Here is a 24,792-nt window from a genome sequence, read left to right as displayed (position 1 = left end):
TCAATAAGGGCCTCCGCGGGATCGTCGGGTTTGTGGATGAGATGATTCCGCAGCGGTGGTCAGATGCCCTGCATAGGTAGGGGGGCGTAGGGGAGGGGGGGTGGTTTAGGGCGGGATTGCGGAGGATCCGAGCGGTGGGGGGGGTGGGAGTCCAAAAATCGGGCGGGCGACGCGGGCGCGTGGGGAGGCCGAGGGCCTCGGGGGCCTGGTCGGCGTGGGAAGGTGGCAGTGCCGAGCTAGGAGGAGAACACGAGTGGAGCCACGAAGCTGATTGATTGGGCGTACTGTATTGCGTCTACGCCGTCTCGGCTGCGAAATGAGTTCGGTTGGCGGGCGAGACACCCGCCCCACCATGGCCATTTCCCCATCGGAGTTGTCAACATAATGGGCGAGATCAATAAGGTGTGTGTCCCCGCAATTACCATTCCGCCTCGGCGTAGGCCTTGCCCGCCAGTTTCTGGTACAGGTCGAGCAGGAGCTCCCGGTGCCGCTCCTCTTCGGCGGCGAGGCGGCGGAACAGGGCGCGCGCGTCCTCGGTAGCGGCGGCTTGCTCCCCCCGCAGGTAGAGCGCTTTGGCCTCGACCTCGGCGCGGATCGCGGTCTCCATGATCTTGAGCACGTCCATGATCTGCTGACCTCGCGGCAGGCGGCAGGGGCGACTCTTCGGCTGCGCTCAACGCAGGTCCGGCGGGTCGCCCCTGCCCAGACAGCCACCGCCAGATGAAACGCCCTTCGACAAGCTCAGGGCAGGCTCCGGCCTACCGGCCCAGCGCGGTCTGGAACTGGTTGGCGTGGTCCTCCTCGTCGGCGAGGATGCCCTCCATCATCGTGCGCGAGGTGACATCGCCCTCTTTTTCGCACAGCTTGATGATGTCGCGGTAGAGGGTGATCGCTTCCTCCTCCGCCTCGAGGTCGAGCTTCAACATTTCGCGCAGGTTCTTGCCCGGCGTGATGGGATCCGGCTGCTTGGTGGGCGTCCCGCCCAGGTAGTCAATGCGCTCGCCCAGGGCCTCGGCGTGCTTCATCTCCTCGACCGCGACCTCCTTGAACATGTCAATCACCGGCAGGCTCTCCACCCCGGTGGCGGTGTAGTGCTGCATCATGTACTGCATCACCACCTGCAGCTCCCGCGCGCGCGCCTTGTTGAGTTGGTCCACGATCTTCTTGCTGGCCATCTCGCCTCTTTCCCCGCTGCTCCGACACCCCGGGCAGCGATTGAGTTGGGATCACGACGCTGACGGTTTTCGGCGACGCAGCAGCGGCGTCCTGCGGGCCGCTTGTCGGCGCGTCGCACATTCGCGCGCGGCGGCCAGCGGTTGCAGGCGGGCGCTCCCGGTCACGGCGAGGACGCGTCCTCCGCCCCGCCGGCCCCCCCGGCCGGGAAGCGCACGCGGAAGGTGGCGCCGCAGCCGGGCTCGCTCTCGACCGTGATCTCCGCCCGGTGGGCGTAGCAGATAGCGTTGACGATGGACAGCCCTAGGCCGGTGCCCTCCTCGGAGCTCTCGCGCGCATTGCTGGCGCGGTAGAATTCGTTGAAGATCTGCCCCACCTCCGCCGGCGGGATGCCGATGCCCGAGTCCGCCACCGTCAGCTCCACCTGGTCGCCGTCGGCGCGCGCGGCGAGCTTGACCCAGCCCCCGGCCGGGGTGTACTTGAGGGCGTTGGTGGCGAGGTTGACCACCAGTTGGGCCAGGGATTCGGGATCGCCGGTGACTGCCGGCAGCGCTGCCGGCACGTTGATCTCAAAGGCGACGCCCGCCTGCTGCGCGCGCGAGGTGAGGTCGGGGGCAAGGGCGGTGACGACCTCCGCCAGCCGCACCGGCCGCATCTGCTGCGACAGGTCCGCCTCGCGCGCGCGCGACAGCGCCAGCAGGTCGCGCGCCACATCTATCAGCCGGCGCAGGCGAACGCGCACGCGGGCCAGCGTCTGCTCCGCGGCGGCCGTGATCTCCCCCTTGCGCCGCTCCGCCACCAGCGCCACCATTTGCTCGATCGTCGCCAGCGGGGAGCGCAGCTCGTGGGCGACGCGCCGCATGTAGTCCGCCTTGGCGCTCTCGCTGCGGCGCAGCTGCTCGTTGGCGCGGCTCAGGTCCGCCGCCTTGTGCTCCAGCGAGCGGGAAAGGGACAGCACCTCCGTTTCGCGCTGGCGCAGGCGCGCCGTGATCGAGGTCGCGAAATAAGCGGTCAGCACCAGGGTGCTGGTGACCGCGAAGGCCGCGCCATAGACGAAGGCGGGGAGGAAGTGCACCTCCTCGGGCACGACGCCGTAAAGGTGATGGTGCGGGGCGCGGCCGGTGGCCTGGGCGGCCGCCAGGGCGGCGACGAGCAGGCAGGCGACAGCGGTGTGGCCGTAGGTGGCGCGGCGGGAGAGCAGGATGCTGGCGATGACGATGTGGAAGACGAAGTAGAAGATGAACGGGTTCTCGATGCCGCCGGCGAAGTAGAGCAGCCCCGCTAGAAACAGCAGGTCAATCGAGAGCTGGAGATTGGCGACGGCGGCGGCGGCAGCCGGCGCGGACCGGGGCAGCCGTTTGCCGATGGCCCACAGCAGGCCGTTGTAGGCGGCGAGACCGGCGGCGAGGGCATAAAGGGGGGCCAGCGGCAGGGGGACGCCGAAGCCCCAGCGGGTGATGGTGATGGCGGCGGCGACACCCGCGGCCGCGACCCACCGCAGGCGCCCGATCCACGCCATGCGCTCAATCAGCTCGCGCGTCGCCAACACCTCGCGCGTCGCCAACGGCTCGCGGGAGCCCGATTCCGCCTCGGCTTGCGGGTGCGCGCCCATGATCGAAAACCGGCCTGCCGCCCGCCGCTACGGCTGCGGCGACTTGCCCTCGAGCACCGCCGCCACCTGCGCCAGCAGCTGCTGCGGCTGGGCGGGCTTGTCCAGGAACGCCTGCACGGGCAGATACTCGCCGGGGGCGTAGGAGCCATCACCCTCCGTGGGGTAGAAACGCAGGGAAGTGGTATCGTGGATGGCGCTCATGATGATGATCGGGACCTCGCGCAGCGCCTCGTTGTCGCTGCCGCGCAGCTCCCACACGAAGTGGAAGCCCTCGGTGCCGGAGGGCATCATCACGTCGAGCAGTATCAGGTCCGGCCGCGCCGCGCGCATGGCCTCCCACGCCTTGGCCGGAGAGTCGGCGATGGCTACCTGGTAGCCCGCGCTCTCCAACACCGTCTTGGTCGCGTCGGCCGCGTCGAAATCGTCCTCCACCACCAGGATCTTCGCCTGCGGGGTCGCCATGTCACGCCTCCTGCGCGTCAGTCTGGTCGCTGCCGACGTGTGCTTCCACGCGCGCACCGCGTTTTCCCGCCCCAACGTCCGGCGATTTTGCCGCCGCTCATCCGTGCCCGTCCGCAGTCGGCTCCACTGCGGCGCGCCGGCCGCCTCCCCGCAGCAAGTGCAGCGCGCACTTCCAGGCCATGCGCGGCACCAGACGTAGGTTCGCGCGCCGCAGCACCACGTCGCGATAGGGGGTGCGCCCCGACACGCAGTCGAACAGCTCCTGGCGCAGGTCGCCGTCGCTGCGCGCCTCCGCCACGAACGGCGCCAGCAGCCCCCAGCGCGCCACCAGCGTCGTCAGCCACCGCACCACGCGCCCGTACTGAAGGTCGCCCGTCAGGTGGCGCTGCCCGCGCGCGAACTCCTCGAACGCCGCGCGCGAGATCCCCTGCTCGAGCATGGTTGCCGCCGCCGCCCACCCGGCCTCGATCCCGGCGTTGATGCCCTTGCCCTTGAAGGGACGCACCATCCCCGCCGCGTCCCCCAGCACCACGTAGCGGTCGCCGTAGAGACGCCGCGCCGGTCCCAGCGGAAACGATCCCTTGAACGCCCCCTGGATGTCGCACGCCGCCGGCAGCAGGCGCCCGGCATAGTGGGTCAGGAACCGGGTCAGGTCGGCCTCGCGCAACCGGGCGCCGGCGACGATGACGGTCGCATGGTTCCCCTTCGGCGCCAGCGCGCCGAACTCGAGCTTGCGCTCCGGCGGCAAGAACACATGGATGCGATCCTGCAGCAGGCCCGGGATGTACTCCAGGCCCGCCGGGTGCAGCTTGCACGCCAGCGTGTCCAGCGACCGCGGCGGGCGGTAGCCGGTGCCGCGAGCGAAAGCGCGGGCCGCGCCCGGATCAAGGCCGAACGCGCCCACCACCACATCGCCGTGGAAGGTGCCGCTGTCGGTGTACACAATGACCCCGTCACGGTTGACCTCGATGTCGCCGGCGCGCGCATGCACCACCTGGACGCCGGCGCGCTCCGCCGCCTCCAGCATCAGGCGGTCGAGCTGCACCCGCCGCAGCGCGGTCGCGCGCTCCCCCAGTTCGTCGCCGTCGAGCACGATCGCGTCGCCGTCCGCGTACAGCACGTAGCCGTGAATCTCCCGCTGCACCAGGTCCTGCGGCACCCTCACGCCCAGGCGCTCCTGGATCATCTCCAGCCCCGGCGGGGAGACGACGCCCGCGCACTGGTTCTGGTGCTCGCCGAAGCGTTTCTCCTCGATGAGGATGATGCGCGGCAGGCGGCGCAGGCGTTCCCCCTGGCGCGCCAGCGCCAGCGCGCAGGAGGTCCCGGCGGGCCCGCCGCCGACGATGATCACCGTCTGCTCCGGCCCCAGCGGCCCCAGGGGGTCGCGCGCAGGTGACACCGCCGCCCCCCGCGGTGCCGGCGCCGCCCGCGGCGGCGCGCGCAGCAGCAGGGCGCGCCCCAAGGCGCGGGCGATGTCCCCGTGCAAACGCGGGTCGAGCAGGCGCAGGGCGATCTCCCGGTAAGGGATGTTGCCGGTGAACATGCCCCACAGCACCTCGCTCAGGCGCTTGGGGCGCGCCGGGGCGGCCTGCTCCGCCCGCGCCACCGCCACGTGCGCGCGCGACACCCTCGGCGACGCGGAGATGATGTCGTGCAGCCGGAACAGCGCCCGCCCGTAGCGGTTGTCGCGCACGTAGGAGTCGCAGCGCGCGACGTAGTTGCGCTGCAGGCCCGCCGCCGTCAGGTCGCCGGCGATGATCGCGCGCGCCGCCCAGCACGCGGTGTAGAAGCTCGACTCGATGCCGTTCTTGAGGTAGCGCGCGACGTGGGCGTCGCCGATGATGACCAGGCGGTCGTGTGCCGCGGTGCGCGCCGCGGTCAGCGGCAGCCGCGGCGAGCAGCAGCAGTACTGGCACGGCATCTGCCAGTCCGCCGGCAGTCGCCGCCGTACGTAGGGAGAATGCAGGAACTCCTCCAGGTCCACCCGCCGCGGATCGTCCCCGACCAGGGTCACCGTCACATGCTCGCGCTTGGGGGTGATGGCGGCGAACTTGAGGTGGCGCCATCCCAGGGCGAAAATGAACACCCGGTCCCCCATCTCGCGCGCGATGAACTCCGGCTCCACCGGCACCTCCGCCTGGAAGGCGCGCACGACCTGCGGCGCGCGATAGCCGAAGCCCAAGCCCTCGAACAAGCGCCCCAGGTTGCTGTTGACGCCGAACGCGCCGACCACGATGTCGGCCTCGTGCTGCGAGCCGCCGCGGCAGGTGACGAGGTGGGGCGCCGCCGCCGCCGCGGGCAGCGCCACGTCGGTGACCAGGGCATTGACGTAGGTGAGGCCGCGCTTCTCCGCCTCGCGCAGCAGGAAGTAATCGAAGCCCTCCTGGGCGGAGGGATACATGCCGCGCGGCCCGGGGCCGCGGAAGGTGCTGTAGAGCTCGACCCCGGGGGGGCGGGGGATGTCCACCGCGCCGCCCAGGGTCTCCAGGCAGTAGCCCTCGATGCGGCGCTGGATGACGTGGCGCGGCAGCTCGATGCCGAAGCGCCGCATGTTGCGCACCAGCGAGTCGGGGATGACCCCGGCGCACATGTTGCAGCCCGCCGGCCCCGGTTTCTCGAAGCTCTTGTGGTCGAAGAGGGTGATGTCGAAGCGCTGCCCGGCTTGCGCCGCCAGCGTGCTCAGCCAGATGGCGCAGAAGCTCCCCGCCGGCCCTCCGCCCAGGATGGCCACGCGCGGCGGTCGCCCGCCGTTGCCTCTTACGCCCGCTCGCCCCGATGCTGCCGTCATGTCATAGCCACCTACTCGTCGCCCGCCGCCGCTCCCCGGCTGGAGAACGTACACTCCGCCGCTATCTCCCGACAGAGAGTGTAGTCCATCCTTCGCCCGCCTGACAAGCCGTCGGGGCAACGGGATTCCGGACGGCGGGGAGCCGCGGCTGGGGGGCAGGGGCACGCCTGCGGGACCGGACAGGGCATCACTTCCCCACGCCCCGCTTGGCGTGGCAGGTCTGGCAAGCATCGGCGCCGTGGCACAGGCCGCAGAGTTCGGGCCGGTCGCTGCCGGCGACGAAGTGCTGCTCGGGGAGCCAGTCCTTGGCGTCGTGCGTGGGCGGGGCCATCGCCCCGTGACAGGTGGTGCAGATGTTCTTAGTCTCGGCCCTGCCCTTGCCCGTCGGCCCGTGGCAGTGGCTGCACGCCGCGCTGCCCTTCGTCGCCTGCGTACCGTGGCCGGCGAGCCAGTCGTCGGGGTGGGGCATGGCCAGGCCATGGCACTTGGCGCACTGGGCCGCGGCGTGGCAGGCGGCGCACTTCTGCTGCGCGGCCCCGGACGCGGCCTGGGCGCCGTGGGCGGTCGGCCAGTCCTTGGCATGCGGCATCTTCACCCCGCGGTGACACGCCGTACACAAGCTCTCGGTGTGGCAGTTGCGGCACGACGCCGGGGCCGACTTGGCCTGGGCGCCGTGGCGGGCCACCCAATCTTGGGCGTGCGACTTGGGCAACGTGCCGCGATGGCAAGCGGAGCAGAAGCTGGGTTCGTGACAGCGATTGCAGGTCTGGGCGTCGCGGCGGGCGACCGGGCGATGGCCCTTCAGCCACTGCGGGGGATGCGGCATCTCCACCCCATGGCACGAGCCGCAGAACTTCTGCTCGTGACAGATGTTGCAACCGGCGCCCGCCGCCAGCGCCGTCTTGCCGTGCGTTTGCTGCCAGCGCTGATCGTGCGATGCAGGCGTTCCCGCTTGCGAACGGTGGCACGACTGACAGAACTCGGGGTGGTGGCACTGGGCGCAATCGCCCTTGCCCGCGTTCACCGCGGCGCCGTGGAGTATTCGCCACCGTGGGCCGTGGTTCTGGGGCAGCGCCTTGCGGTGGCAGCGCGTGCAGTACTCGTCGGTATGGCAGACCTGGCAGCCTTTGGGATTGGCGCGGGCGGAGCCGGGGTGGGTGCCCCGCCAATCGTCGGGATGATGACGATAGATGGCGTGACAGTCGGAGCAGAACGTCTGCTCGTGGCAGCGCGCGCAGTCCTTGGGATCTTGGCGGAACTTCTGGGGATGGGTGCTGATCCAGTCGAGGGCGTGCGCCCGCTTGAGGGCGTGGCAGTCCTTGCAGAAGGACAGCTCTGCCCCCTCGCCGGGCAGCGCATGGCACACCCGGCAGCTCTGGGGCTTGGCGCGGAATCCCTGGGGATGCTCGCGCAGCCAGTTGCCGGCGTGGGGATTGGCGGCGCGGTGACAGTTGTCGCAGAAGCTGGCGCCGTGGCAGCGCCGGCACGACTGCCCGTGCTGGCGGATGTTCTCCTTGTGCGCCTCCGCCCACTCCGGGCTGAAGGTGGCGGGGCCGCGCGTCCCCAGCACGACGTGACAGGTCGAGCAGTTGTTGGGCGCTTGCTTGCCGTCGTGGCACTTGAAGCAGGTCTGCATGCGCGGGGTGTTCTTGAAGGCTGCCTGCGGCCCATGTACGACTTCGGCGTGACAGGTGGTGCACTGGATCCCGCGGTCCCAGTGCGCCTGGTGCGTGATCTGCAGGTCGTGATAGACCACCAGGTTGCGGGTGCGAGGATGGCAGACCTTGCAGTTGGCATCGGGCACGTGGGCCTGGATGGCGGAGCTGCGGACTTCACCGCGCACGTGCAGATAGACCTGGCGCAGGGCGCCGACCTTGCCGCGGAACATGTTGATGGTGCCGGGCATGATGTGGCACGCGCCGCACGCGACGTCCTTGTGCGAAGACACGCGCCAGGTGTGCACCGGCGCCCCCATCTCGTGGCACGACATGCAGAACAGCGGCCGGCTGGTTTCGTGCAGAGCGACGCCGCCCCCGGTGGTCGCCGCCGCCACCACCGCCAGCAGCGCCCACAGGGGAATCCGCAAGCGCGTCCGCGGCAAGCGCAGCCGCCACTTCAAGACGCCCCCCAGCCGATTCCACATCCTGCCTGCGATCGCTTTCGTCATGGTGCATACGCGGCCCGCGGGGCCGCCAACCAGTCTTGTGCCCCAGAGTCATCCGCCGCCGCCCCGACGGCCGTGCCTATTCGGCACCGCCGCCATCGTGCCTGCCCTCCGGCGGCGCGGCCAGGCCGTCGTTCCCCCTGCGGGCGGCGATGCGCTCCCACTCCAGGGGGTGGTTCTCGCGCAGCTCGTGGAGCCCGACCTTGCCGATCAGCCAGATGCGGCTCATGGGGAAGACCGAGGGATTCCAGTGCACATTGTACATATGCCAGATGATGATCGCCAGAAAGGCCAGGATCGCCTCCCAGCCGTGCACGATCAGCGCCACGTCCATCAGCCACTTGGGCAGCACCGCCAGGCTCGCCAGCGGCGACCACAGCAGCGCCCCGGTGGTGATCATGATCACCGACCCCCACGCCACCGCCAGGTACTCGAACTTCTCGATGTAGTTGTAGCGGTCGAAGGCCGGGCGCGTGGGGGTGAGGCCGAAGTAGAAGCCCAGCATATGCACCACGTTGACCGCATCGCGTAGCCCAGGCAGCAGTTGGCGGAACTCCCAGTGGCCGCGCCGCGAGAACAAAACGTACGCCAGGTGGTAGATCACCAGCGCGATCAGCAGCAGGGCGGCGCCGCGGTGGATCACCGCCCGGGCCCCCGCCCCGCCCAGCGCCGTCACTACCCCGCGCGAGATCTCCGCGCGCGGTAGCAGCAGCGGAAAGCCGGTGATGATCAGGGCCGCGAAGCTGGCAATCAACGTCCAGTGCTGGAGGCGCTGGTTGAGGGTGAGGCGTTCGAACTGCGGCTCCTGCTCCCCCGGGGCCAGGCGATGGGCGGGCCCGAAGCGCCGGCGCACCCGCGCCAGCAGGTCGAGACCGATGTAGGCGAGGAATGCGAGGATGAGCCCGGCGACGAAAAGCTGGTAAGCGACCCGCACCCAGAACACCGCGCGGTCCTGGGTCGGCGACGGCTGCAGGTGGATGGCGCCGACGGCGAAATTGACCCCCGCCCCGGGATGACAGGCGCCGCAGGTCCGGGGCAGGTTGGCCGAGTTGACGGTGGACCTGGGATCGTGCGAGGGCAAAATGAAGTGCGCGCCGTGGCAACTCGCGCAGTTGGCGGTGCGGCTGGAGCCGAGCTCGGTGGCGGCGCCGTGGTAGCTGCCGAGGTAGCTCACGAGGCGCCCGGCGGGCAGCGCGTAGCGGCGCTGCAGCCCGGGGTCGTCGTGGCAGGCGACACAGGTGGCGACGACGCTCCCGCGCGCGATGGCGGGCACCCCGTGGCGTCCATTGCCGGGGTGTTCGGGATGGCAGTCCGCACACCCCGGAACGTCGGCGTTGCCCGCCAGCGCCTCCGTGCCGTGTATGCTCTCTCGATAGTCGCGGGCGATGCGGGGATGGCAGGCGCCGCAGGTAGCAGGGGCTCCCTGGCGCCCGAGGCTGGAGCTGACGGCCCCCGGGGGCTTGATATCATGGGCGCCGTGGCAGTCGCGACAGGTGGGTGCGCCTTTCCGTCCCTGCTCGCGGACGCGTTGATGCAGGCCTGCTGGTACGCGCTCGCGCCCCGGCGGCGCCGGCAGCGACTCGACGTAGTGGCAGCGGGTGCACTCCACGCGTGCGATCGCCCCCCGGTGGGGCAGCGCGGCGACGTCGCGGTGGCACGCCACGCACTCCAGCGCGCCGTGCGCCGAGGCGTGGATGGCCTCGGCGTCAACGTAGAGCGAGACTGTCCGCCCCGCCGCCGCAGCTTCCAACTGGGGATCGCCGTGGCAGGCCAGGCACGTCTCGTTGCTCAACCCCGCCGACGGCGCGAGCGGCGCCGCCGCCACGCCGGTCAGCATCGCCGCGGCCAGCGCGAGAGCGACCGCTAAGCTGGTATGGAAACGTCGCACTTGCTACGACCCGCTGGCGTAGGAGTGCAGGCTCTCGGAGAAGGCCGCCAGCAGGTTGACGCCGAGGAACGTAAACATGATGATGGCGAAACCGATGACCGCGACCCAGGCGAGCCTGGCGCCGCGCCAGCCGGAGCGGAAGCGCGCGTGGAGGTAGAAGACGTAGATGAACCAGGTGATGAGCGACCACGTCTCCTTGGGGTCCCACCCCCAGTAGCGCCCCCAGGCGTCGTAGGCCCAGACCGCGCCGGTGATGTTGACCAGGGCCAAGAAGGGGAAGGCGAAGGCGATGCAGCGATAGGTCGCCTGGTCGAGGTCGGCGGGGGCCGGCACCCGGCGCAGCCACGAACCCGGCCCCGGCCAGCGGCTGCGCACCAGGTACAGCACCGCCAGCGCCGTCGCCACTGCGGCGGCGCCGTAGCCGACCACGGCGGTGAATACATGAAAGATGAGCCAGTTGCTCTTGAGCACCGGCATCAGGGTCTGGGCCGCCTTGAGCTCCGACGACAGGCTCGACCCGTAGCCCAACAGCCCGACCGCGATCAGCAGCGCCAGGCTGCCCGCCGGGCGCAGGTCGCCCCGCGCTGCCGCGTAGCGCCACTCGAAGACCAGGTACACCGCCGCCACCGCCCACGCGAACGCCAGCAGGTACTCGTACAAGCTGACGTAGGGCACGCGCCCGGCAAGGATCCCCCGTGCGACCAAGGCGGCGGTGTTGGCTCCCAGGCCCAACCACGCGACCGCGGAGGCGAGTTGCCCCACGCGCCGCGCCTGGGAGGCGGCGTAGATCACATAGACCACCGCCGCCCCCAGGTAGAGCCCGAAGGCGAGCCTTACCAGTGTCCCTTCCGTTGTTTCCATCTCGCTGCTGCTGCGTCCCGGCCGCCGCGGCTACCCTTGCGGCTTCTCGAAGCGGTGGCTGCCCTTGGGCATGTGGCAGCGTACGCAGTCCTTGGCCGCGGCGTGCTGCGCTCCGGTCAGATTGGCGGCGGGGTGGCAGCCCGCGCACAACTCGTCGGCCGGCTTGCGCAATTGATGCGCCTGCGCGCCCACGCCGTGGGGCTCGTGGCAGGTGGTGCAGGTGACGCCCTGCGCGAGGTGCTTGCTTCGCACCAGGTCGTTGTACTGGGTATAGCGCGCGCCGAGCTCGGTCTCGGCGTCGAGGGTGAACTTCTGCGACAGGTCCTCGCCCGGCATGAACCCAGCGGCAAACGGTAGCCCGTCGGCGTCCTTGCCGCGGGCGTGACACCGGCCGCAGGTCATCGCCTGCCGTTCGGGCGCAAGCTGCTTGGGGCGGACGATGGAGGCGAGCTTGTCCTTGCTCTTCATGTGATCGGCGCCGGGGCCGTGACAGGCTTCACAGCTCACCCCCGCGTCGCTCCACTGCCCCGCCGCCGCGTCATAGCCGGTGGTGTGGCATCCCAAGCACGACTTGCGCGCGTCCTCGGCCGCGAGCGGCGCCCACTTCTTATCGTGGACATCCCACTCGCCCGGCAGCGCCTTGAGGTCCTTGCTGAGGTAGGCCTGGTAGCGCTCTCCCTTGCCCAAGACATAGGCGACGTCGCCCTGCTTGAAGCCGGGGGCGGTGGAGAAATCGCCGACCAGCTTCAAGTCCCCACCATGGGCGGAGACGGCCCACAGGGCGCACGCGTGGGGCGTGCCCGGCTGCGCCTTGACGATCTCCGCATGGGTGCGCTGATGGCACATGTTGCAGACCTTGATGCCCGCATAACCCGGCAGGCCCTCCCGCCCGAACGCGGGTATAGCCAAGACCGCGATCGCCGCGAGCACGCAAATGGCGATAATTCCAGCCGTCCTCTTCACTTGCTCTCCACCTCCTCGCGGGCGTCAAGCTCGACGCCCAATACCTTGACCATGTCCTGCGCGCCGGGGCCGAGCCCCATCGCGCTTGCTCCCACTGTTATCATCGTCCGCCCGCCCTGCGGAGTGAGGATCACCGCGAACTCCCGGCGGGTGACGAAAAACGCAACCAGGCTGCCCATCACCATCAGGATGAACCCGCCCCAGACGATAGGTACGCCGGGGTCGCGGTGCACCCCCAGCTGCACTTGCGTGCCCCCGCCCGCGGACACCAACTCGAAGTGGGCGCCCTTGTAGTCGAGCCCGCCGGCGCCGACCCAGCCGAGGTCACGCCGGTCGGCGCTCACCGAGCCCGATTCATCCACCCGCACCTGTGCGGCCGGCGCCGCTTCGCTGCCGTCGCCCGCGGGCGCCAGCCGAAAGTCGCGCACCCACACCAGCCAGGGGGGATTGCCGATGCGCTTCACGCTCCTCATGAAGTCAACCCGGCCCGCACGGTCCACCACGATCGGCAGGTAGCTCACTTCTCCGTCCCTGGTCACCTCCACCGCGTAGCCGGGGGCGGAGGATATGCTGCTCAAGACGATGTTGGTTCCGTTATGGCGCAGCGGGCGATTCATGCGGATGGTGTATTCCCGCACCACCTTCCCGTGCTCGATGACCTGGGTCTTGGCCCAGTACTCCGATGCCTCGCCGGTGGGGGTGGTCTCCGTGCCCGCATCGAGCAGGCGGACGCCGAACGAGCGCTCGCCCATTTCCACCTGGTAGGTCCCGCCGGTGGCGATGGGGGCCACGCGATCGAAGCCGCGCGACGGCAGGCGCCCGTAGGCCGCCCCCAGCAGCACGATGACCACACCCGCGTGCACCACCAGCGAGCCCCATGCGCGCGCCCCTCCGCGCCGCGCGCGCAAGGCCCGCTCCTGTGACTCCTCCGCCGCGACCGGCAGAACACGATAGCCCCGCCGTTGCAGCACTTGCGTCAGCCGCTCGTAGGCGGCCTCCGGCCCCAGCTTCAGATTCCAGGTCGCCGTCGAGCGCTGCCCACGCACCTGCGCCGAACTCAGCGGCCGCGCTTGCGTCCCGCCGACTCGCAGCAGACGCCCCAGCCGCTGCACCGAACAGGCGACGAGGCTCGCCGCCAGCACCGCGAAGAGCGCCCAGAACCACCACGCACCGAAGACATCGGTCAGCGACGACTTGGCGATCAGCTTGCCGAGCGGGGCGCCCAACAGCCGCTGATAGGCCTCGCCCTGAGCTCGCTGTGGAATGATAGTGCCCAGGGCCATGACCGCGATCAGCAGCCCCAGCACCCATAGCATCAGGTCCACCGAATACAGCCGTGCCCAGGGCGAGGCGCGCTTCTCGGGGCCGGCGCTGTGCGCGCCGGGGGTCTCCGGGCCACCGGCGGCGAGCCGCTTCGATTCGTCGTTTTCGGTCATGGCTCAAGCGAGGCAGGCCGCGCCTCGGACAATGGAGCGCGGCCTGCCCGTATGATCGTGCTGTTTTTCCTTTTCCGCAGCGCGCTCGTATTCCCTGTGCGCCGCGCAGGGCACGCGTTAGAACTGCTTGCGCACCCCCAGGCGCCACAGGTCATAGGAGCCGTCCTGGGTGGCGTCGTTGCCGTTCTCCCACTCGCGCTTCTGGAAGCTCAACGCCAGCTCGGTGTAGGGGTCAACCAGGTAGCCGACGCCGATCCACTGGTCCCTGACGGTGATGCCGAACGGGTTGAGGGTCAACGCCAGCCCGTCGAGATCGGGATCCTGGTCAATGTAGTCCCCGAGGTTGTTGGCGATAATGCGGCCGTCGCTGCGCGTGCGGTCATAGCGCCCGAACAGGCGCAGCCGCGGCGTCAGCCAGTGGGAGGCGTTGAGTCGCCAGAGCTTGGCGTCGTAGCTGAAGGTCGCCAGTGAGTCGATCAGCGGAAAGACGATGCCCTCCTCAGTGCCCGGGCCCTCCGGCGGCAGCAAGGTGAAGTCGTCGACGCCGTAGGTGACGTCGCTGGTCACGTCGCCCTGCTGCTGGTAGTAGCCGCCAGTCAGCTTCGTGCGCCGCCCGGCGGTGTAGAAGAGCTCGCCGCCGGTGGTCTTGGACTCGTCGCCGCTGTCGCGGAGGACGCCGAGCAGCGGCTCGCTGACGGTGAAGGAGCGGTCGAGCTTCGAGTACATGAGGCTGCCCATCAGCTCCGGCGTCAGGCTGTAGGTGGCGACCGCCGAGAGCATCTTATCGTCGGTCGGCGGCGCGATCCACCGCGACGGGTAGGCGATGTCGGGCGGCGACGCCGGGTCGAAGTTGGGCCCAAGGTCGGTGGTGGCCTTGCGATAGCGCACGTTCACGCTCAAGCCGCTGGGCAGGTTGGTCCGGGCGCTCGCGCTCCAGGTGTCGGTCTTGCTGTTGGCGGGCACCGCCTCGTGCACAGTGGTGCGGTCAACGTCCTCGCGCTTGAACCCGGCGCTCAAGGTCGTCCACGGCAGGCCGCCGTAGCGCAGCTCGGCGCGGGTGGTGTCGCGCTTGCGCGACAGCGACTCGTCGTTGAGGGCCTGCGCCCCGTTGTCGAAGTCGCTGGAGTAGAAGCTCGCCACCAGGCGCAGGTCGGGGGTCAGGCGCCAGCTCGCGCCACCGCCCGTGCTGTCAATGTTAAGGGTGGTGCCGTTGTAGAGGTTGGCGCGCTCCCGCTTGCGCCACTGGCCGTTGAGGGCAAGGGCGTCGCTCGGGGCGGCCGTCGCGGTTACCTCGTCAATGCGCGTGCGGGTGTCGGATACGCTGAACAGCGGCGCCGTCCCGTTGTACACGGAGGACAGGCCGGCGAAGTTGTAGTAGCCCTGCGGCGCCCGGTTCTCGAACTGCCCCTCGGTGTGCAGGTAGCGGACGGCGCCCTTGCCGAGCCCGACCTCGGCCCCGCCCGTCGCCAGCGTAGTCACGCGGTTGATGGGCTCGGTGGTCTGCACCTTGTGGCACGCGCCGCAGCGGTCGAGGAAGAGGAACTGCTGATCGCCGGTCTCCGACTCGCGCCAGTAACTGGCGAGCCACTTGACGCTGCGCAGCTTGGGGCAGCGCGCCGCGAGTTTGATGTCGGTGACCTTGCGCTCGATCGCAAAGTCGTCCTTGCCGTTGGTGAGGTCGCTGAAGCTCACGGGCTGGGGAGCGCCGCGCTGGCCCCCGATGTTAACCGGGCTGTTCACGTCGCCGACGTCGTTGAACCGCGGCTCGCGATGGGTGAGTGCGCTGTACTTGATGTTCGCGCTCACCGTGGGGCCACCGAAGTAGGCCTCGGCGGTCTCATCGCCGGCGGCGGGATCGAGCACGCGCAGGTGGAAGTCGCTCTTGGCGGCGTACTGGTCGAGGCCGAGCTTCACGCGCGGGAACTCGTAGTTCTTCCCGTCATACTCGCGCACGTAAGTCGGGTTGCCGCTGGGGTCAATGCTGCCGAGCTCCAGGTCGCTGAAGCCCCAGCCGGTGTCGCCGCCGCTGAGCGCCAGCGCCGTCAGGGCGGAGGCGCCCCAGAAGGGGCCGGAGTTGACGCCGCGGGCGGTGCCCAGCGGCAGGTCGGCGGCGGGCGGGCTGCCCGGCATGAAGGTCGGATAGTTGGTGCCGGACGGGAGATCGGTGCCATGGATCCGGGAGTGGCAGCTCGTGCACCGGTTATAGAGGGCCTCGACGCCGCGGATGCCCTCGGCCTGCCCCGCCGCGCCGCCGGCGGCAGCCACCAGCGGGCTGCGGTGGGCGTCGTGGTGGCCGGCATGGCACTGCAGGCACAGCATCGGCTCGTCCACCCGCAGCAAGCGGTCGTTCTGGGAGCCATGCGGCTTGTGGCAGACCGTGCAGTCCTCGGTCACCGGCGGGTGCTCGCCCATGAATGGCCCCGCCTTCTCGGCGTGGCAGCGGTAGCACATCTCGGAGTTGGATTCCGCCGGCAGAAGGTTGCGCTGGTCGCCGTGCACGTTATGGCAGTCGGTGCAGGTCATCTTGCCCTCGGCAATGGGGTGATGTGAGGGCAGCCGCCCCTCCGCCACCTGCTGGGGATGGCATTGATTGCACAGCTCCGACTCCGGCCGCGCCAACATCGTCCGCCCCTCGCCGTTATGGGGATCGTGGCAGGTCAGGCACCCCTTCTGCAGCTTCGCGTGGGAGCCGGTGTGCCACAGCATCTGTTGGCCGCCCTGGTGACAGGACAGGCAGATGGCGCTGGCCTGGTCGCCGGACATATCCTTCATGTAGGGCGGGTGAGCCGACGGGTCTTCCAGGTGCGCGGCGGTGCCGCTGTGGCAACCGCCGCAGCCCTGGCGGTCGGCGGCCAGGTGTGACGCGCCGGCGGTGCGACGATGCACCGTCTTGACCCAGGAGTCCACCTGGTCCTCATGGCAGGCGGCGCACTGCGCCGCCACCTCCGGCACCGGCACCGGGCGCTCGGCCGGAACGTCCGCATACGCCCGCCAGGCGAGCGCGACGACCGCCAGCACGCCCAGGCTGGTCAGGTGGTGCCATGGCCGCGCGTGCAAGGCGTGTAGGCGCCGCCGCACGCCGGCCGACAGCCGGGCAGTACAGCTATGAGTCCAGGTGAACATGATCGCATCCTCCCGTGTTGGAGTGATCTAATGTGCTGGTGACGCTCCGGCCAGCGTCGGTTGTGATCTCAGGTTGGGCGGCCGCATCGGCGGAGAGGGCGAAAAGCTCCTTCACCGCCGCCGACATGGTGAAACGGCTGCCATTCGGGTGCGCGCGCAAGGCGGCGGTCGGCGCGTGCAGCAGTCGCTTGACCAGCAGGCCGGTCAAGCGCTCGACCGCCTCCAGGTCCTCGGGGGCGAGGTGGCTCATCCGGGCCTGAATCTGCTCCAGGCACTCCCGGCGCACCGCGTCGCCGCGGCGATGCAGGCTGCGGATGAGGGGCACGATATCGTCCCGCTGCCGCCAGTCCTCGAAGGCCTGGACTTCCTCGGCGATGATGCCGCGCACGGCGCTGACCTCACCCTCTCGCGCCTTGGCGTTCTCCGCCACCACCGGTTCGAGGTCATCGAGATTGAACAGGCGCACCCCCGCCACCGCACCGGCGCGCGGCTCGACGTCGCGGGGGACGCTGACATCAATGACGACCATGGGGCGCGCGGCCCGCCCCGCCATCGCCCGCCGCACCTGCTCGGCGTCGAGGATGAAATGGGGCGCCGCGGTGCAGGTGATGACGAGGTCGGCGGCGCCCAGCAGGGCAGGCAGATTGCCGATGGTGTCGGCGCGGCCGTCCAAGCGCTCCGCCACCGCCTGCGCATGCTCCAGGGTGCGATTGGCGACGGTGATGGGGGCGGCGCCCTGGTGGGCGAGGTGCTTGGCGGTCGCCTCGGCGATGCGCCCGGCGCCGATCACCAACAAGGAGCGGCCCCGCAGAGCCTGCCCCGAGTCAGTCGAGGGGTCGCCGAACAACTCGGCCGCCGCGCGCGCCGCGCAGTGGCCGACGGAGAAGATGCCGGAGGCGATGCGGGTCTCGGCGCGGGCGCGCTTGCCGGCGCGCAGCGCGTGATCCCACAAACGTCTGAGCAGGCGTCCCGCGCAGCCGGCGTCGCGCGCGGCCTGGAAGGCGCCCTTGACCTGCGCCAGGATCTCGTGTTCGCCCAGAATGAGCGAATCCAAACCCGCCGTCACTTCGCACAAGTGGGTCGCCGCCTCGAGCCCGCACCGGGCGTACACTTCATGCGCGGGGATGGCGGCGCGCACGCGCGCATCCGCCACCAGCAACTCGAGCGCGGCCGCGCGGGGATCATCCGTGCGCCGGCTCACGAAATAGATCTCGGTGCGGTTGCAGGTGGAGAGGATGACGCACTCGCTGGCTCCCAGGCACCGCCGCGCGCGCTCCAGCATCTGCGGCAGCGCCTGCGCGGCCACCGCTACCTTCTCCCGCCGCTGCACCGGCGTGCGCCGGTGGCTGATGCCAACGACGTGAATCACGATGATCGTTCCCTCCGAACGCTGGCGCCCTCGGCCTTGCCCTCGGCGCCGGGCGCGCGCAGCAACAGGGACACCAGCCCCTGCAGTGGGCTCACATTCTCGACGCTGGCTCCGCGCGGCTGCAACAGGATCTTGTTGGTCAGGTTGAGGATGGAGCGCACGCCCGCCCCCGCCGCCAACTCCGCAGCCGCCTGCGCGCGGTCGTCGTCCACCGCCACTATGGCCACGCTCAGATCCAACTCCTTGGCGAGCAGCGGGAGATCCTTGGCCGGCTTGATGATGAGCCCGTTGACGTGGCGCCCCACATGCCTGCCCTCCTCGCAAAATGCCGCCGCAATCGCGCATCCCACGGCGCGGAACTCCTCAATCAAGCGCGGGTACTTGGCCAGGCGCTTACATCCCAGCCACGCCGCCTGGCGCAGCTCGTCCAGCCCCGCCGCCCGCCGCAGGTTTTCGCTGAGAACGCCAACCCGGTAACCGGCGCTGCGCCGTCCCCAGGTGCCAACGCTCGACAGGTCCTTGCGCACCAGCGCCGCCGAGGTGCCGACGCGCAGCGCCAGCTCCGCCGACACCACCGTCTCCACGCCCTCGCGCGCCAGTTCCTGCAGCGCCATCAGGTACGCGGGCAGGCGACGTACCAAGCGCGGCGCCAGGTCGGCGCAGGCGCCGGTCTCGCGCGCCGACCTCAGGTCCCGCAGTGCCCCCAGCAGCGAACTGCCGCTATGGGCCAGCCCCAATCGCTCGGCGAGACCGCACTCGAGGTCACCGTCCGCTCTTGATTCCAGAACCAGGCAGTGGTCCGAGCGGCACTCGCGGCACGACTCGGCCCCGCCGCCCTTCACACACTCGTAGATCGCGCAGGGAGCGCATTCCCGGCGCGCCGTCGCGGCGTTGCCGCGGACGCACGCGGGGCAGCGTCCTTTGACAAAGTGCTCGCAGGAGGAGCAGCTTACCAGCCCGCACACCCCGTAGGGAGCGCGCCGCCACACATCTTGAGGTATGCTCAACGCTCTCATACCAGACGCCACCCCATCACCAGGCCGCCCCCTCGCGACCTGCCCTCTCTTGTGAGATTTGGCACTAAGCTATCAATTCTTCCCCTTCGGGCCGACTCCTTCCGTCACTGTGGAGTTTGTGATATGTTTCTTTAGGCCCGCACACTCAATGCCGCCATCCGCCCGTCGCGAACACACCCGCGTCCGCCAGGATCCGAACGGCGGAGACAGAACATCCGGAGAACCATCCTGTCGCTATTGACACAGGCCCGGAGTTGAGGAATAATAGTAAGCGAGTTATCCTATTTGTCTGGTAGGCAACCATGATCAGGCCCTCAACACGCGCCCGTTACGCCTTACGCGCAATGGTCGAACTGGCCCTGCACGAGGATGCGGGGCCCATGCTCTTGCGGGATGTCGCGCACGCGCAGCGGATTTCACCCAAGTACCTGGAGCAGCTCGCGATCCCGCTGCGTCGCGCGGGCTTGCTTCAGGCCGAACGCGGCCCCCACGGCGGCTACGCACTGGCGAAGCCGGCGGCGGAGATAGCGGCCGGGGAGATCATCGAGGCGGTAGAGGGGCCGCTGGATCTCCTGGACTGCGTGCGCTCAGCGCAGGCGTGCGATCGCAGCCAGACCTGTGCTGCCCAGCGCCTGTGGTCGCGGGCGAGCCAGGCCATAAGCGACGTGCTCTACGGCGCCACCCTCGCCGACCTGCGCCAAGAACAGCTCGCGGCGCAGCGGGAAACCGCGCCGTGCTACCAGATCTGACACCGCCGGCGCCAGCGGATGCTCGCCGGTGGTGACGGCGCTCCAGGAGGGCACCGACATGATCCGCCCGGTGTGCAAGCCGCAGATCATCGCCCTGTCGCTCGCTTCGTTCGAGCAGCAAGCGGGGGCGCTGCTGGCGGGGGCGGCGTCATGAGCGGGGCCGACAACCAGCATGAGGATCGCGGCATCGGCGAGCGCCGCCGGCGGGAAACCGCGGCGTGCCGCGCGACCCTGATCTTGCGCGCGCCGCATCGGGAGCAGATGGCGCAACATGCGCGCGACGCCTACCCGGGGGAGTGCTGCGGCGTTCTCCTCGGCACCCGCCGCGAGGGCGCGGTCTGGGTGTCCTCGGTGCATGCGGCCGATAACCGGTGCGCGGACGCGGAGCGCGACCGCTACGAGATAGACCCGCGTGCGATCCTGTGGCTCGACCACGCGGCGGCGGAGCAGGGCCAAGCGGTCGTCGGCTTCTACCATTCCCACCCCGACCATCCGCCGCGGCCGTCGGCAGCCGATGCCGCCCAGGCGTGGCCGGAGTACATCTACGTGATCATGGCCGTGGCCGCCGGGGAAGACACGGAGCTCACCGCGTGGGTGTTCGACGACGAGCGCAAGGTGTTCACCGAGCATCCGATCCGGGTGCGGGCGTAGGCGCAAGGGAAGCCAGGAGGTAAGACAGGACAATGGCAGTCAAAGTGAGAATCCCGACCCCGTTGCAGTCGTTGACCAACGGCGAGCCGGAGGTGCGGGGCCGCGGTTCGATCCTGCGCGAGGTGCTAGCGGACCTGGAGGCGCAATTCCCCGGCATCAGGGGGCGCCTCTACGATGAAGCGGGCAACCTGCGGCGCTTCGTCAATCTCTATGTCAACGACGAGGACGTCCGCTTCTTGCAAGGCGAGGATACGGCGGTGGGCGAGACTGACGAAATCTCCATCATCCCCGCCATCGCCGGCGGGCGCGCGGTGGACACGACATGGCGCTGAGCGACGAGCAGGTGGAGCGCTACAGCCGCCACCTCCTGCTGCCCGAGATCGGCGGCCGCGGTCAGCGGCGCCTGCTGGAGGCGAAGGTGCTGGTGGTGGGGGCCGGCGGGTTGGGCTCGCCGTCCGCCCTCTACCTGGCGGCGGCGGGGGTCGGCACGCTCGGCATCGTGGACAGCGACGCGGTGGACCTCAGCAACCTCCAGCGCCAGATCCTGCACGGCTCCTGCGACGTCGGGCGCCCCAAGACCGCATCCGCGGCAGCGCGCCTGCGCGAGCTCAACCCCGACGTCCGGGTCATCGAGCACCGCCACCGCCTGACCTCGCACAACGTCATGCAGGTGCTGGCGGACTATGACTTCGTCCTCGACGGCAGCGACAACTTCGCTACCCGCTACCTGGTCAACGACGCCTGTGTGCTCGCGGGCAAGGGCCTGTCCCACGGCTCCATCCTGCGCTTCGAGGGGCAGGTGACGACCATCGCCCCGGGCGGGGGGCCGTGCTATCGCTGCCTGTACCCGGAGCCGCCGCCGGCGGGGCTGGTGCCAAGCTGCCAGGAGGCGGGGGTGCTGGGGGCGGTGGCGGGCGTGATCGGGGCGCTGCAGGCCGCGGAAACCATCAAGTGGATTCTGGGCGCGGGCTCGCTGTTGGTGGGGCGTCTGCTGGTATGTGACCTGCTGCGGGTCAGCTTCCGCAAGCTGCCGCTGCGGCGCGACCCCGACTGTGCCCTGTGCGGAGAGCGCCCGACCATCACCGAGCTGATTGACTACGAGGAGTTCTGCCGCACGCGATCAGGGTAGGGGCGCACCAACGAGGCAAAGGCAATGGCAACCAAGGCGATCAAGTTGATCTTCCCCCAGGAGCTGATCCAGGAGCCGGTGACTTTCCGCATGGCCAAGCAGTTCAACCTCGTGCCCAACATCCGCCGCGCGCGGGTGACCGAGAGCGTAGGCGAGCTGGTGCTGGAGCTGGAGGGCGCGGAGCAAGACATCGAGCAGGGCATCCGCTACCTCCAGCAGCAGGGTGTGCAGGTCACCGACGCCGCCGGGGACATCCTCGAGTAGCCGGCGCCGGAGCCGACCCCGGGGGTCCATCTCCTCCATCGGCGCGAACCGGGGGTTTCGCCAGTAAGTGACATGTGGTATAATCTACGGCGATGACCCTACGGCGAAAAATGCTGGCGGCGAGCCTGGCGGCGCTGTGGCTGCTGACCAGCCTGTTCGCGCTGGCGGCGTGCCCGGGGCAGTCGGTGGGCGGCGCCGATGCGGCTGCGGTGGTCAGTGCGGGCGGCATGCCCGAATGTGGATGCGCCGGTTGCTGCTGCGGCGGCGGCGACGGCGCTGACGATCGCGGGGTGGCGCGCTCGGAGCGCCTGTGCGCCGATGCGGCGGCGCAAGCGCACCCTGCCCTCCTGCCTGTAACCCAAGTCGCCAACGGTGACCGCGCATCCGCTCATGCGGAAGCGGCGATGCCGGTGCAGTTCGATCCCTCCCCGTCTCCGCGTGCGCTCAAGCGCACGGAGGCTCCTCCACCCGGCCCGTGGCTGCCATCCGTGACAGCCACGGGCCTGCGTTCTCCTCCCGCCGCGTAGCAATCGCTGCGCGGCCGCCGGCGGTTCGCCTGCCGTCGGCTTCTTCGGCCTCTCTGCCCGTCACGCGCTAAGTCGGCGCAGCGATTGCTCTTCCCGCCCTGCATCTCACTGACCGAGGTCGCCAGGGCCGATCCGTCTGTGGCTGAGACTGATTCACGGAGAGCAACGCATGAAACCTGATACGACTTATTCACTGCCCCGCCTGTTGATCGGCGCCATACTGATCGCCGCGCTGGCGCTGCCCGCGCTCGCGGCATCGCCGCCGGGGTGCCCGGTCTGCGGCGCCGCCGTCGGCGAGCACGCGGTGGTGGTCACCGACTGGGAGACCAACCGCGAGCACCGCTATCATGACCTGTCGTGCGCGGTGCGCGAGATGCAGACGCGCTTCCCCTGGTCGCGGGCGGTCACTACCTCCGCCGCCTCGGGACAGCGCATCACCCTCACCCGCATCAGCGGCGCCTGGCGCGCCCAGCCTGAAGCGGCGGTAGCGCTGCGGCTCGCGCCGCCCCAGCCTTGCGAGCAGACGCTGGCCTTCGCCGACGCCGACGAGGCGCGCGCCTACCGCGACGCCCACCGCTCGCAGGTCCCGGCGCAGGCCGCGTTGACCCCGCTGGCGAGCCTGCCGGCGCTGTTGGCGGCGACCCCCGCCCCGCCGGCGCCCGGCGCGGCGCCTGGCGGCGAAACGGAGATCGCCGCCTCGTTCACAGATATCCCCTCCGACCACTGGGCCGCGGAGTTCGTGGCGAGAGTCAAGGCCCTGGGCCTGATGCAGGGCTACGCGGATGGCACCTTCCGCGGCAACCAGCCGGTGACGCGCTACGAGCTGGCGGCGATCCTGGCGCGCCTGATCGAAGGAGGTTACTGACATGGCGCGCGCAGTCGGTCGCAGAGCGCTGCGGGCGCTGATGGCGATGGCGATGACGGCGATGCTGGCGGCGGCGACCGCCGCGGCGCGGGCCGAGCGCGCACCCCAGCCGGCTCCGCTCCAGCTCGACCGCCTGATCGAGATCGCACTGGAGGACAACCCGGAGCTGGCGGCGCTGCGCAGCCGTATCACCGCCGACCGCGCCAAGGTGCCCCAGGCGCGCTCGCTGCCCGACCCCATGGTCGGCGTCATGTTCGATGATGTGACTGATCCGGGCGCCGCTTACAGCATCGAGGCGCGCCAGCGCCTCCCGTGGCCGGGCAAGCTGCGGCTGATGAGCGAGGCGGCGGCGCTCGGCGCCGACCGCACCGTCACCGACTACACCGAGCAGGCGTACGAGGTGGTCGCGGCGGTGAAGCAGACCTACTACGACCTCTACTTCCTGGACCAGAGCATCGAGCTGACGCTGACCAACAAGGACCTGCTCACCGATTTCGTCAAGCTCGCCGAGACCAAGTACGCGGTGGGGGCGGGCATCCAGCAGGACGTGCTGCGGGCGCAGGTCGCGCAGTCGCGGATTCTCGATCAACTGCTGATGCTCCGGCAACAGCGCATCGCGGCGCAGGCGCGGCTCAACGCCCTGCTCAATCGCCCGCCCGAGGCGCCGCTGGGACCGGCGGGGGAGATGACCCGCCACCGGGTGGCGCTGCCCGAGCCGGCGCTGGCGGAGATCGCGCTCCAGCGGCGGGCGATGCTGCGAGGCATGCGGCTGATGACGGCGGAGGCGCAGACCATGCAGGCGCTGGCGCGGCGCGAACTCAAGCCCGACCTCGAGCTGCGCCTGGGGGTCAATCCCCAGGGCATGGGCGGCGGCGCCGACGTGCGCGGCATGGTGATGTTCATGCTGCCGCTCTATCACCGCACCAAGCAGGATCAGGCCGTCGTCCAGCGCACGGCCGAGGTCGCGGCCGCCGACCACGGCTACGACGCGGCCGAGACTATGGTGCGGGCCATGATCCGCGACCTGACGGCGATGCTCGATACCAGCGACCGCCAGGCGGAGCTGCTGCGCAACGGCATCATCCCCCAGGCGCAGTTGTCCCTGGAGTCGGCGCGCGCGGGCTACCAGGTGAACCAGGTTGACTTCCTGACCTTGCTCGACAACCAGATGGCGCTCTACAACGACCTGCGCGACTACTATCGCGCCGTGACCGACTACGAGAAGGCGGTGGCCGACCTCGAACGTACGGTCGGCGCGCCGTTGGAGGATGCCGGAAAGACACAGCCGAGGGCAGCTGTGCCACATGAAGAGGTGAACGAATGAAGAGGTTCATCAAGCGACGATGGTGGATGCTGCTGATCCTGGTGGTCGCGCTGGGCGGCGGTGGGACTTACTTCTACTGCGGCTGGCGCATGCCGGCGGCGCAGGCGCGCGCGGCCACGGCGGGGGCGCGCTATCACTGCCCCATGCACCCGACCTACGTGTCGGATCGCCCGGGCGACTGCCCCATTTGCGGGATGCGGCTGGTGCCTATCGAGGACGAGCAGCCGTCCCCGCGCGCGCCCACGACCGGCAATGCAGCGCAGGCGGAGGCGGGCCCCACCGTGGCGGGACAGGCCAACATCCACCTGACGCCGGAGAAGCGCCAGCTCATCGGCGTGCACAGTGAACCGGCGATGCGCGTCGCGCTGACCAAGACCGTGCGCGCCGTGGGCCAGGTCACGGCGGACGAGACCGCGGTCAGCCGCGTC

23 protein-coding genes are annotated in these 24,792 nt (G+C 70.0%); 10 read left to right on the top strand and 13 right to left on the bottom strand.

Annotation, left to right across the window (positions count from 1 at the left end; all coding sequences use genetic code 11):
* Nucleotides 1-418: 418 nt before the first annotated feature.
* The 13 genes from VM221_06305 to VM221_06245 all read right to left on the bottom strand — a co-directional run bounded on the left by VM221_06305 (nucleotide 419) and on the right by VM221_06245 (nucleotide 18,846).
* Nucleotides 419-625: a ferritin family protein gene (locus VM221_06305; protein HUT74429.1), complete on the bottom strand. Its 207-nt coding sequence runs from the start codon at nucleotides 623-625 to the stop codon at nucleotides 419-421.
* Between the two features lie 133 nt (nucleotides 626-758).
* Nucleotides 759-1,175: a ferritin-like domain-containing protein gene (locus VM221_06300; protein ID HUT74428.1), complete on the bottom strand. Its 417-nt coding sequence runs from the start codon at nucleotides 1,173-1,175 to the stop codon at nucleotides 759-761.
* A gap of 161 nt (nucleotides 1,176-1,336) precedes the next feature.
* Complete coding sequence (locus VM221_06295; protein HUT74427.1) at nucleotides 1,337-2,785, bottom strand: HAMP domain-containing sensor histidine kinase; 1,449 nt, start codon at nucleotides 2,783-2,785, stop codon at nucleotides 1,337-1,339.
* Between the two features lie 27 nt (nucleotides 2,786-2,812).
* The gene (locus VM221_06290) at nucleotides 2,813-3,247 is read right to left on the bottom strand and encodes a response regulator (protein ID HUT74426.1); all 435 of its coding nucleotides are present in this window, start codon (nucleotides 3,245-3,247) and stop codon (nucleotides 2,813-2,815) included.
* Between the two features lie 97 nt (nucleotides 3,248-3,344).
* A complete protein-coding gene (locus VM221_06285) occupies nucleotides 3,345-6,035 on the bottom strand; it encodes an FAD-dependent monooxygenase (GenBank protein ID HUT74425.1) in 2,691 nt (896 codons plus the stop codon).
* A 187-nt stretch (nucleotides 6,036-6,222) separates the two neighbouring features.
* Entirely contained in the window at nucleotides 6,223-8,202 is a 1,980-nt protein-coding gene (locus VM221_06280; protein ID HUT74424.1) for a NapC/NirT family cytochrome c, read from the bottom strand.
* A 76-nt stretch (nucleotides 8,203-8,278) separates the two neighbouring features.
* Nucleotides 8,279-10,087: a cytochrome b/b6 domain-containing protein gene (locus VM221_06275; protein HUT74423.1), complete on the bottom strand. Its 1,809-nt coding sequence runs from the start codon at nucleotides 10,085-10,087 to the stop codon at nucleotides 8,279-8,281.
* A 3-nt stretch (nucleotides 10,088-10,090) separates the two neighbouring features.
* On the bottom strand, nucleotides 10,091-10,948 hold the full coding sequence (ccsB, locus tag VM221_06270; GenBank protein HUT74422.1) for a c-type cytochrome biogenesis protein CcsB: 858 nt from the start codon (nucleotides 10,946-10,948) through the stop codon (nucleotides 10,091-10,093).
* 30 nt (nucleotides 10,949-10,978) lie between these two features.
* Nucleotides 10,979-11,911 carry a cytochrome c3 family protein gene (locus VM221_06265; GenBank protein HUT74421.1) on the bottom strand — a complete coding sequence of 311 codons (933 nt, stop codon included), beginning with the start codon at nucleotides 11,909-11,911 and terminating at the stop codon, nucleotides 10,979-10,981.
* Nucleotides 11,908-13,347, bottom strand: coding sequence for a cytochrome c biogenesis protein ResB (locus VM221_06260; protein ID HUT74420.1), 1,440 nt, complete (start codon nucleotides 13,345-13,347; stop codon nucleotides 11,908-11,910). Before VM221_06260 ends, VM221_06265 begins: the two co-directional genes overlap by 4 nt.
* A 117-nt stretch (nucleotides 13,348-13,464) precedes the next feature.
* A complete protein-coding gene (locus VM221_06255) occupies nucleotides 13,465-16,470 on the bottom strand; it encodes a DmsE family decaheme c-type cytochrome (protein HUT74419.1) in 3,006 nt (1,001 codons plus the stop codon).
* Nucleotides 16,451-17,839, bottom strand: a complete 1,389-nt coding sequence (gene hemA / locus VM221_06250) for a glutamyl-tRNA reductase (protein HUT74418.1) — start codon at nucleotides 17,837-17,839, stop codon at nucleotides 16,451-16,453. Before hemA ends, VM221_06255 begins: the two co-directional genes overlap by 20 nt.
* On the bottom strand, nucleotides 17,836-18,846 hold the full coding sequence (locus tag VM221_06245; GenBank protein ID HUT74417.1) for a redox-sensing transcriptional repressor Rex: 1,011 nt from the start codon (nucleotides 18,844-18,846) through the stop codon (nucleotides 17,836-17,838). The genes hemA and VM221_06245 overlap by 4 nt, the downstream gene beginning before the upstream one ends.
* Nucleotides 18,847-19,157: 311 nt before the next feature.
* On the opposite strand from VM221_06245, the gene VM221_06240 reads away from it, so the two are divergent.
* The 10 genes from VM221_06240 to VM221_06195 all read left to right on the top strand — a co-directional run.
* Entirely contained in the window at nucleotides 19,158-19,604 is a 447-nt protein-coding gene (locus VM221_06240; protein HUT74416.1) for an Rrf2 family transcriptional regulator, read from the top strand.
* Nucleotides 19,605-19,632: 28 nt separating this feature from the next.
* Nucleotides 19,633-19,758, top strand: a complete 126-nt coding sequence (locus VM221_06235; protein ID HUT74415.1) for a hypothetical protein — start codon at nucleotides 19,633-19,635, stop codon at nucleotides 19,756-19,758.
* Nucleotides 19,755-20,255 (top strand): M67 family metallopeptidase, encoded by a 501-nt coding sequence (locus tag VM221_06230; GenBank protein ID HUT74414.1) that lies wholly within the window; start codon nucleotides 19,755-19,757, stop codon nucleotides 20,253-20,255. Before VM221_06235 ends, VM221_06230 begins: the two co-directional genes overlap by 4 nt.
* Nucleotides 20,256-20,287: 32 nt before the next feature.
* Entirely contained in the window at nucleotides 20,288-20,587 is a 300-nt protein-coding gene (locus VM221_06225) for a MoaD/ThiS family protein (GenBank protein HUT74413.1), read from the top strand.
* On the top strand, nucleotides 20,578-21,384 hold the full coding sequence (gene moeB / locus VM221_06220; GenBank protein ID HUT74412.1) for a molybdopterin-synthase adenylyltransferase MoeB: 807 nt from the start codon (nucleotides 20,578-20,580) through the stop codon (nucleotides 21,382-21,384). Before VM221_06225 ends, moeB begins: the two co-directional genes overlap by 10 nt.
* Before the next feature lie 24 nt (nucleotides 21,385-21,408).
* Nucleotides 21,409-21,648 carry an NIL domain-containing protein gene (locus tag VM221_06215; GenBank protein ID HUT74411.1) on the top strand — a complete coding sequence of 80 codons (240 nt, stop codon included), beginning with the start codon at nucleotides 21,409-21,411 and terminating at the stop codon, nucleotides 21,646-21,648.
* Between the two features lie 92 nt (nucleotides 21,649-21,740).
* On the top strand, nucleotides 21,741-22,175 hold the full coding sequence (locus VM221_06210) for a hypothetical protein (protein HUT74410.1): 435 nt from the start codon (nucleotides 21,741-21,743) through the stop codon (nucleotides 22,173-22,175).
* A gap of 169 nt (nucleotides 22,176-22,344) precedes the next feature.
* Nucleotides 22,345-23,040 carry an S-layer homology domain-containing protein gene (locus VM221_06205; protein ID HUT74409.1) on the top strand — a complete coding sequence of 232 codons (696 nt, stop codon included), beginning with the start codon at nucleotides 22,345-22,347 and terminating at the stop codon, nucleotides 23,038-23,040.
* Between the two features lies 1 nt (nucleotide 23,041).
* The gene (locus tag VM221_06200; GenBank protein HUT74408.1) at nucleotides 23,042-24,364 is read left to right on the top strand and encodes a TolC family protein; all 1,323 of its coding nucleotides are present in this window, start codon (nucleotides 23,042-23,044) and stop codon (nucleotides 24,362-24,364) included.
* Nucleotides 24,361-24,792, top strand: a 432-nt coding sequence (locus tag VM221_06195; protein ID HUT74407.1) for a heavy metal-binding domain-containing protein, incomplete at its 3' end; no start/stop codon positions are given. The genes VM221_06200 and VM221_06195, both read left to right, overlap by 4 nt.

The sequence above is a fragment of the Armatimonadota bacterium genome, from assembly GCA_035527535.1.
Classification (GTDB): Bacteria; Armatimonadota; Hebobacteria.
This window is presented reverse-complemented; position numbering and strand designations above follow the sequence as displayed.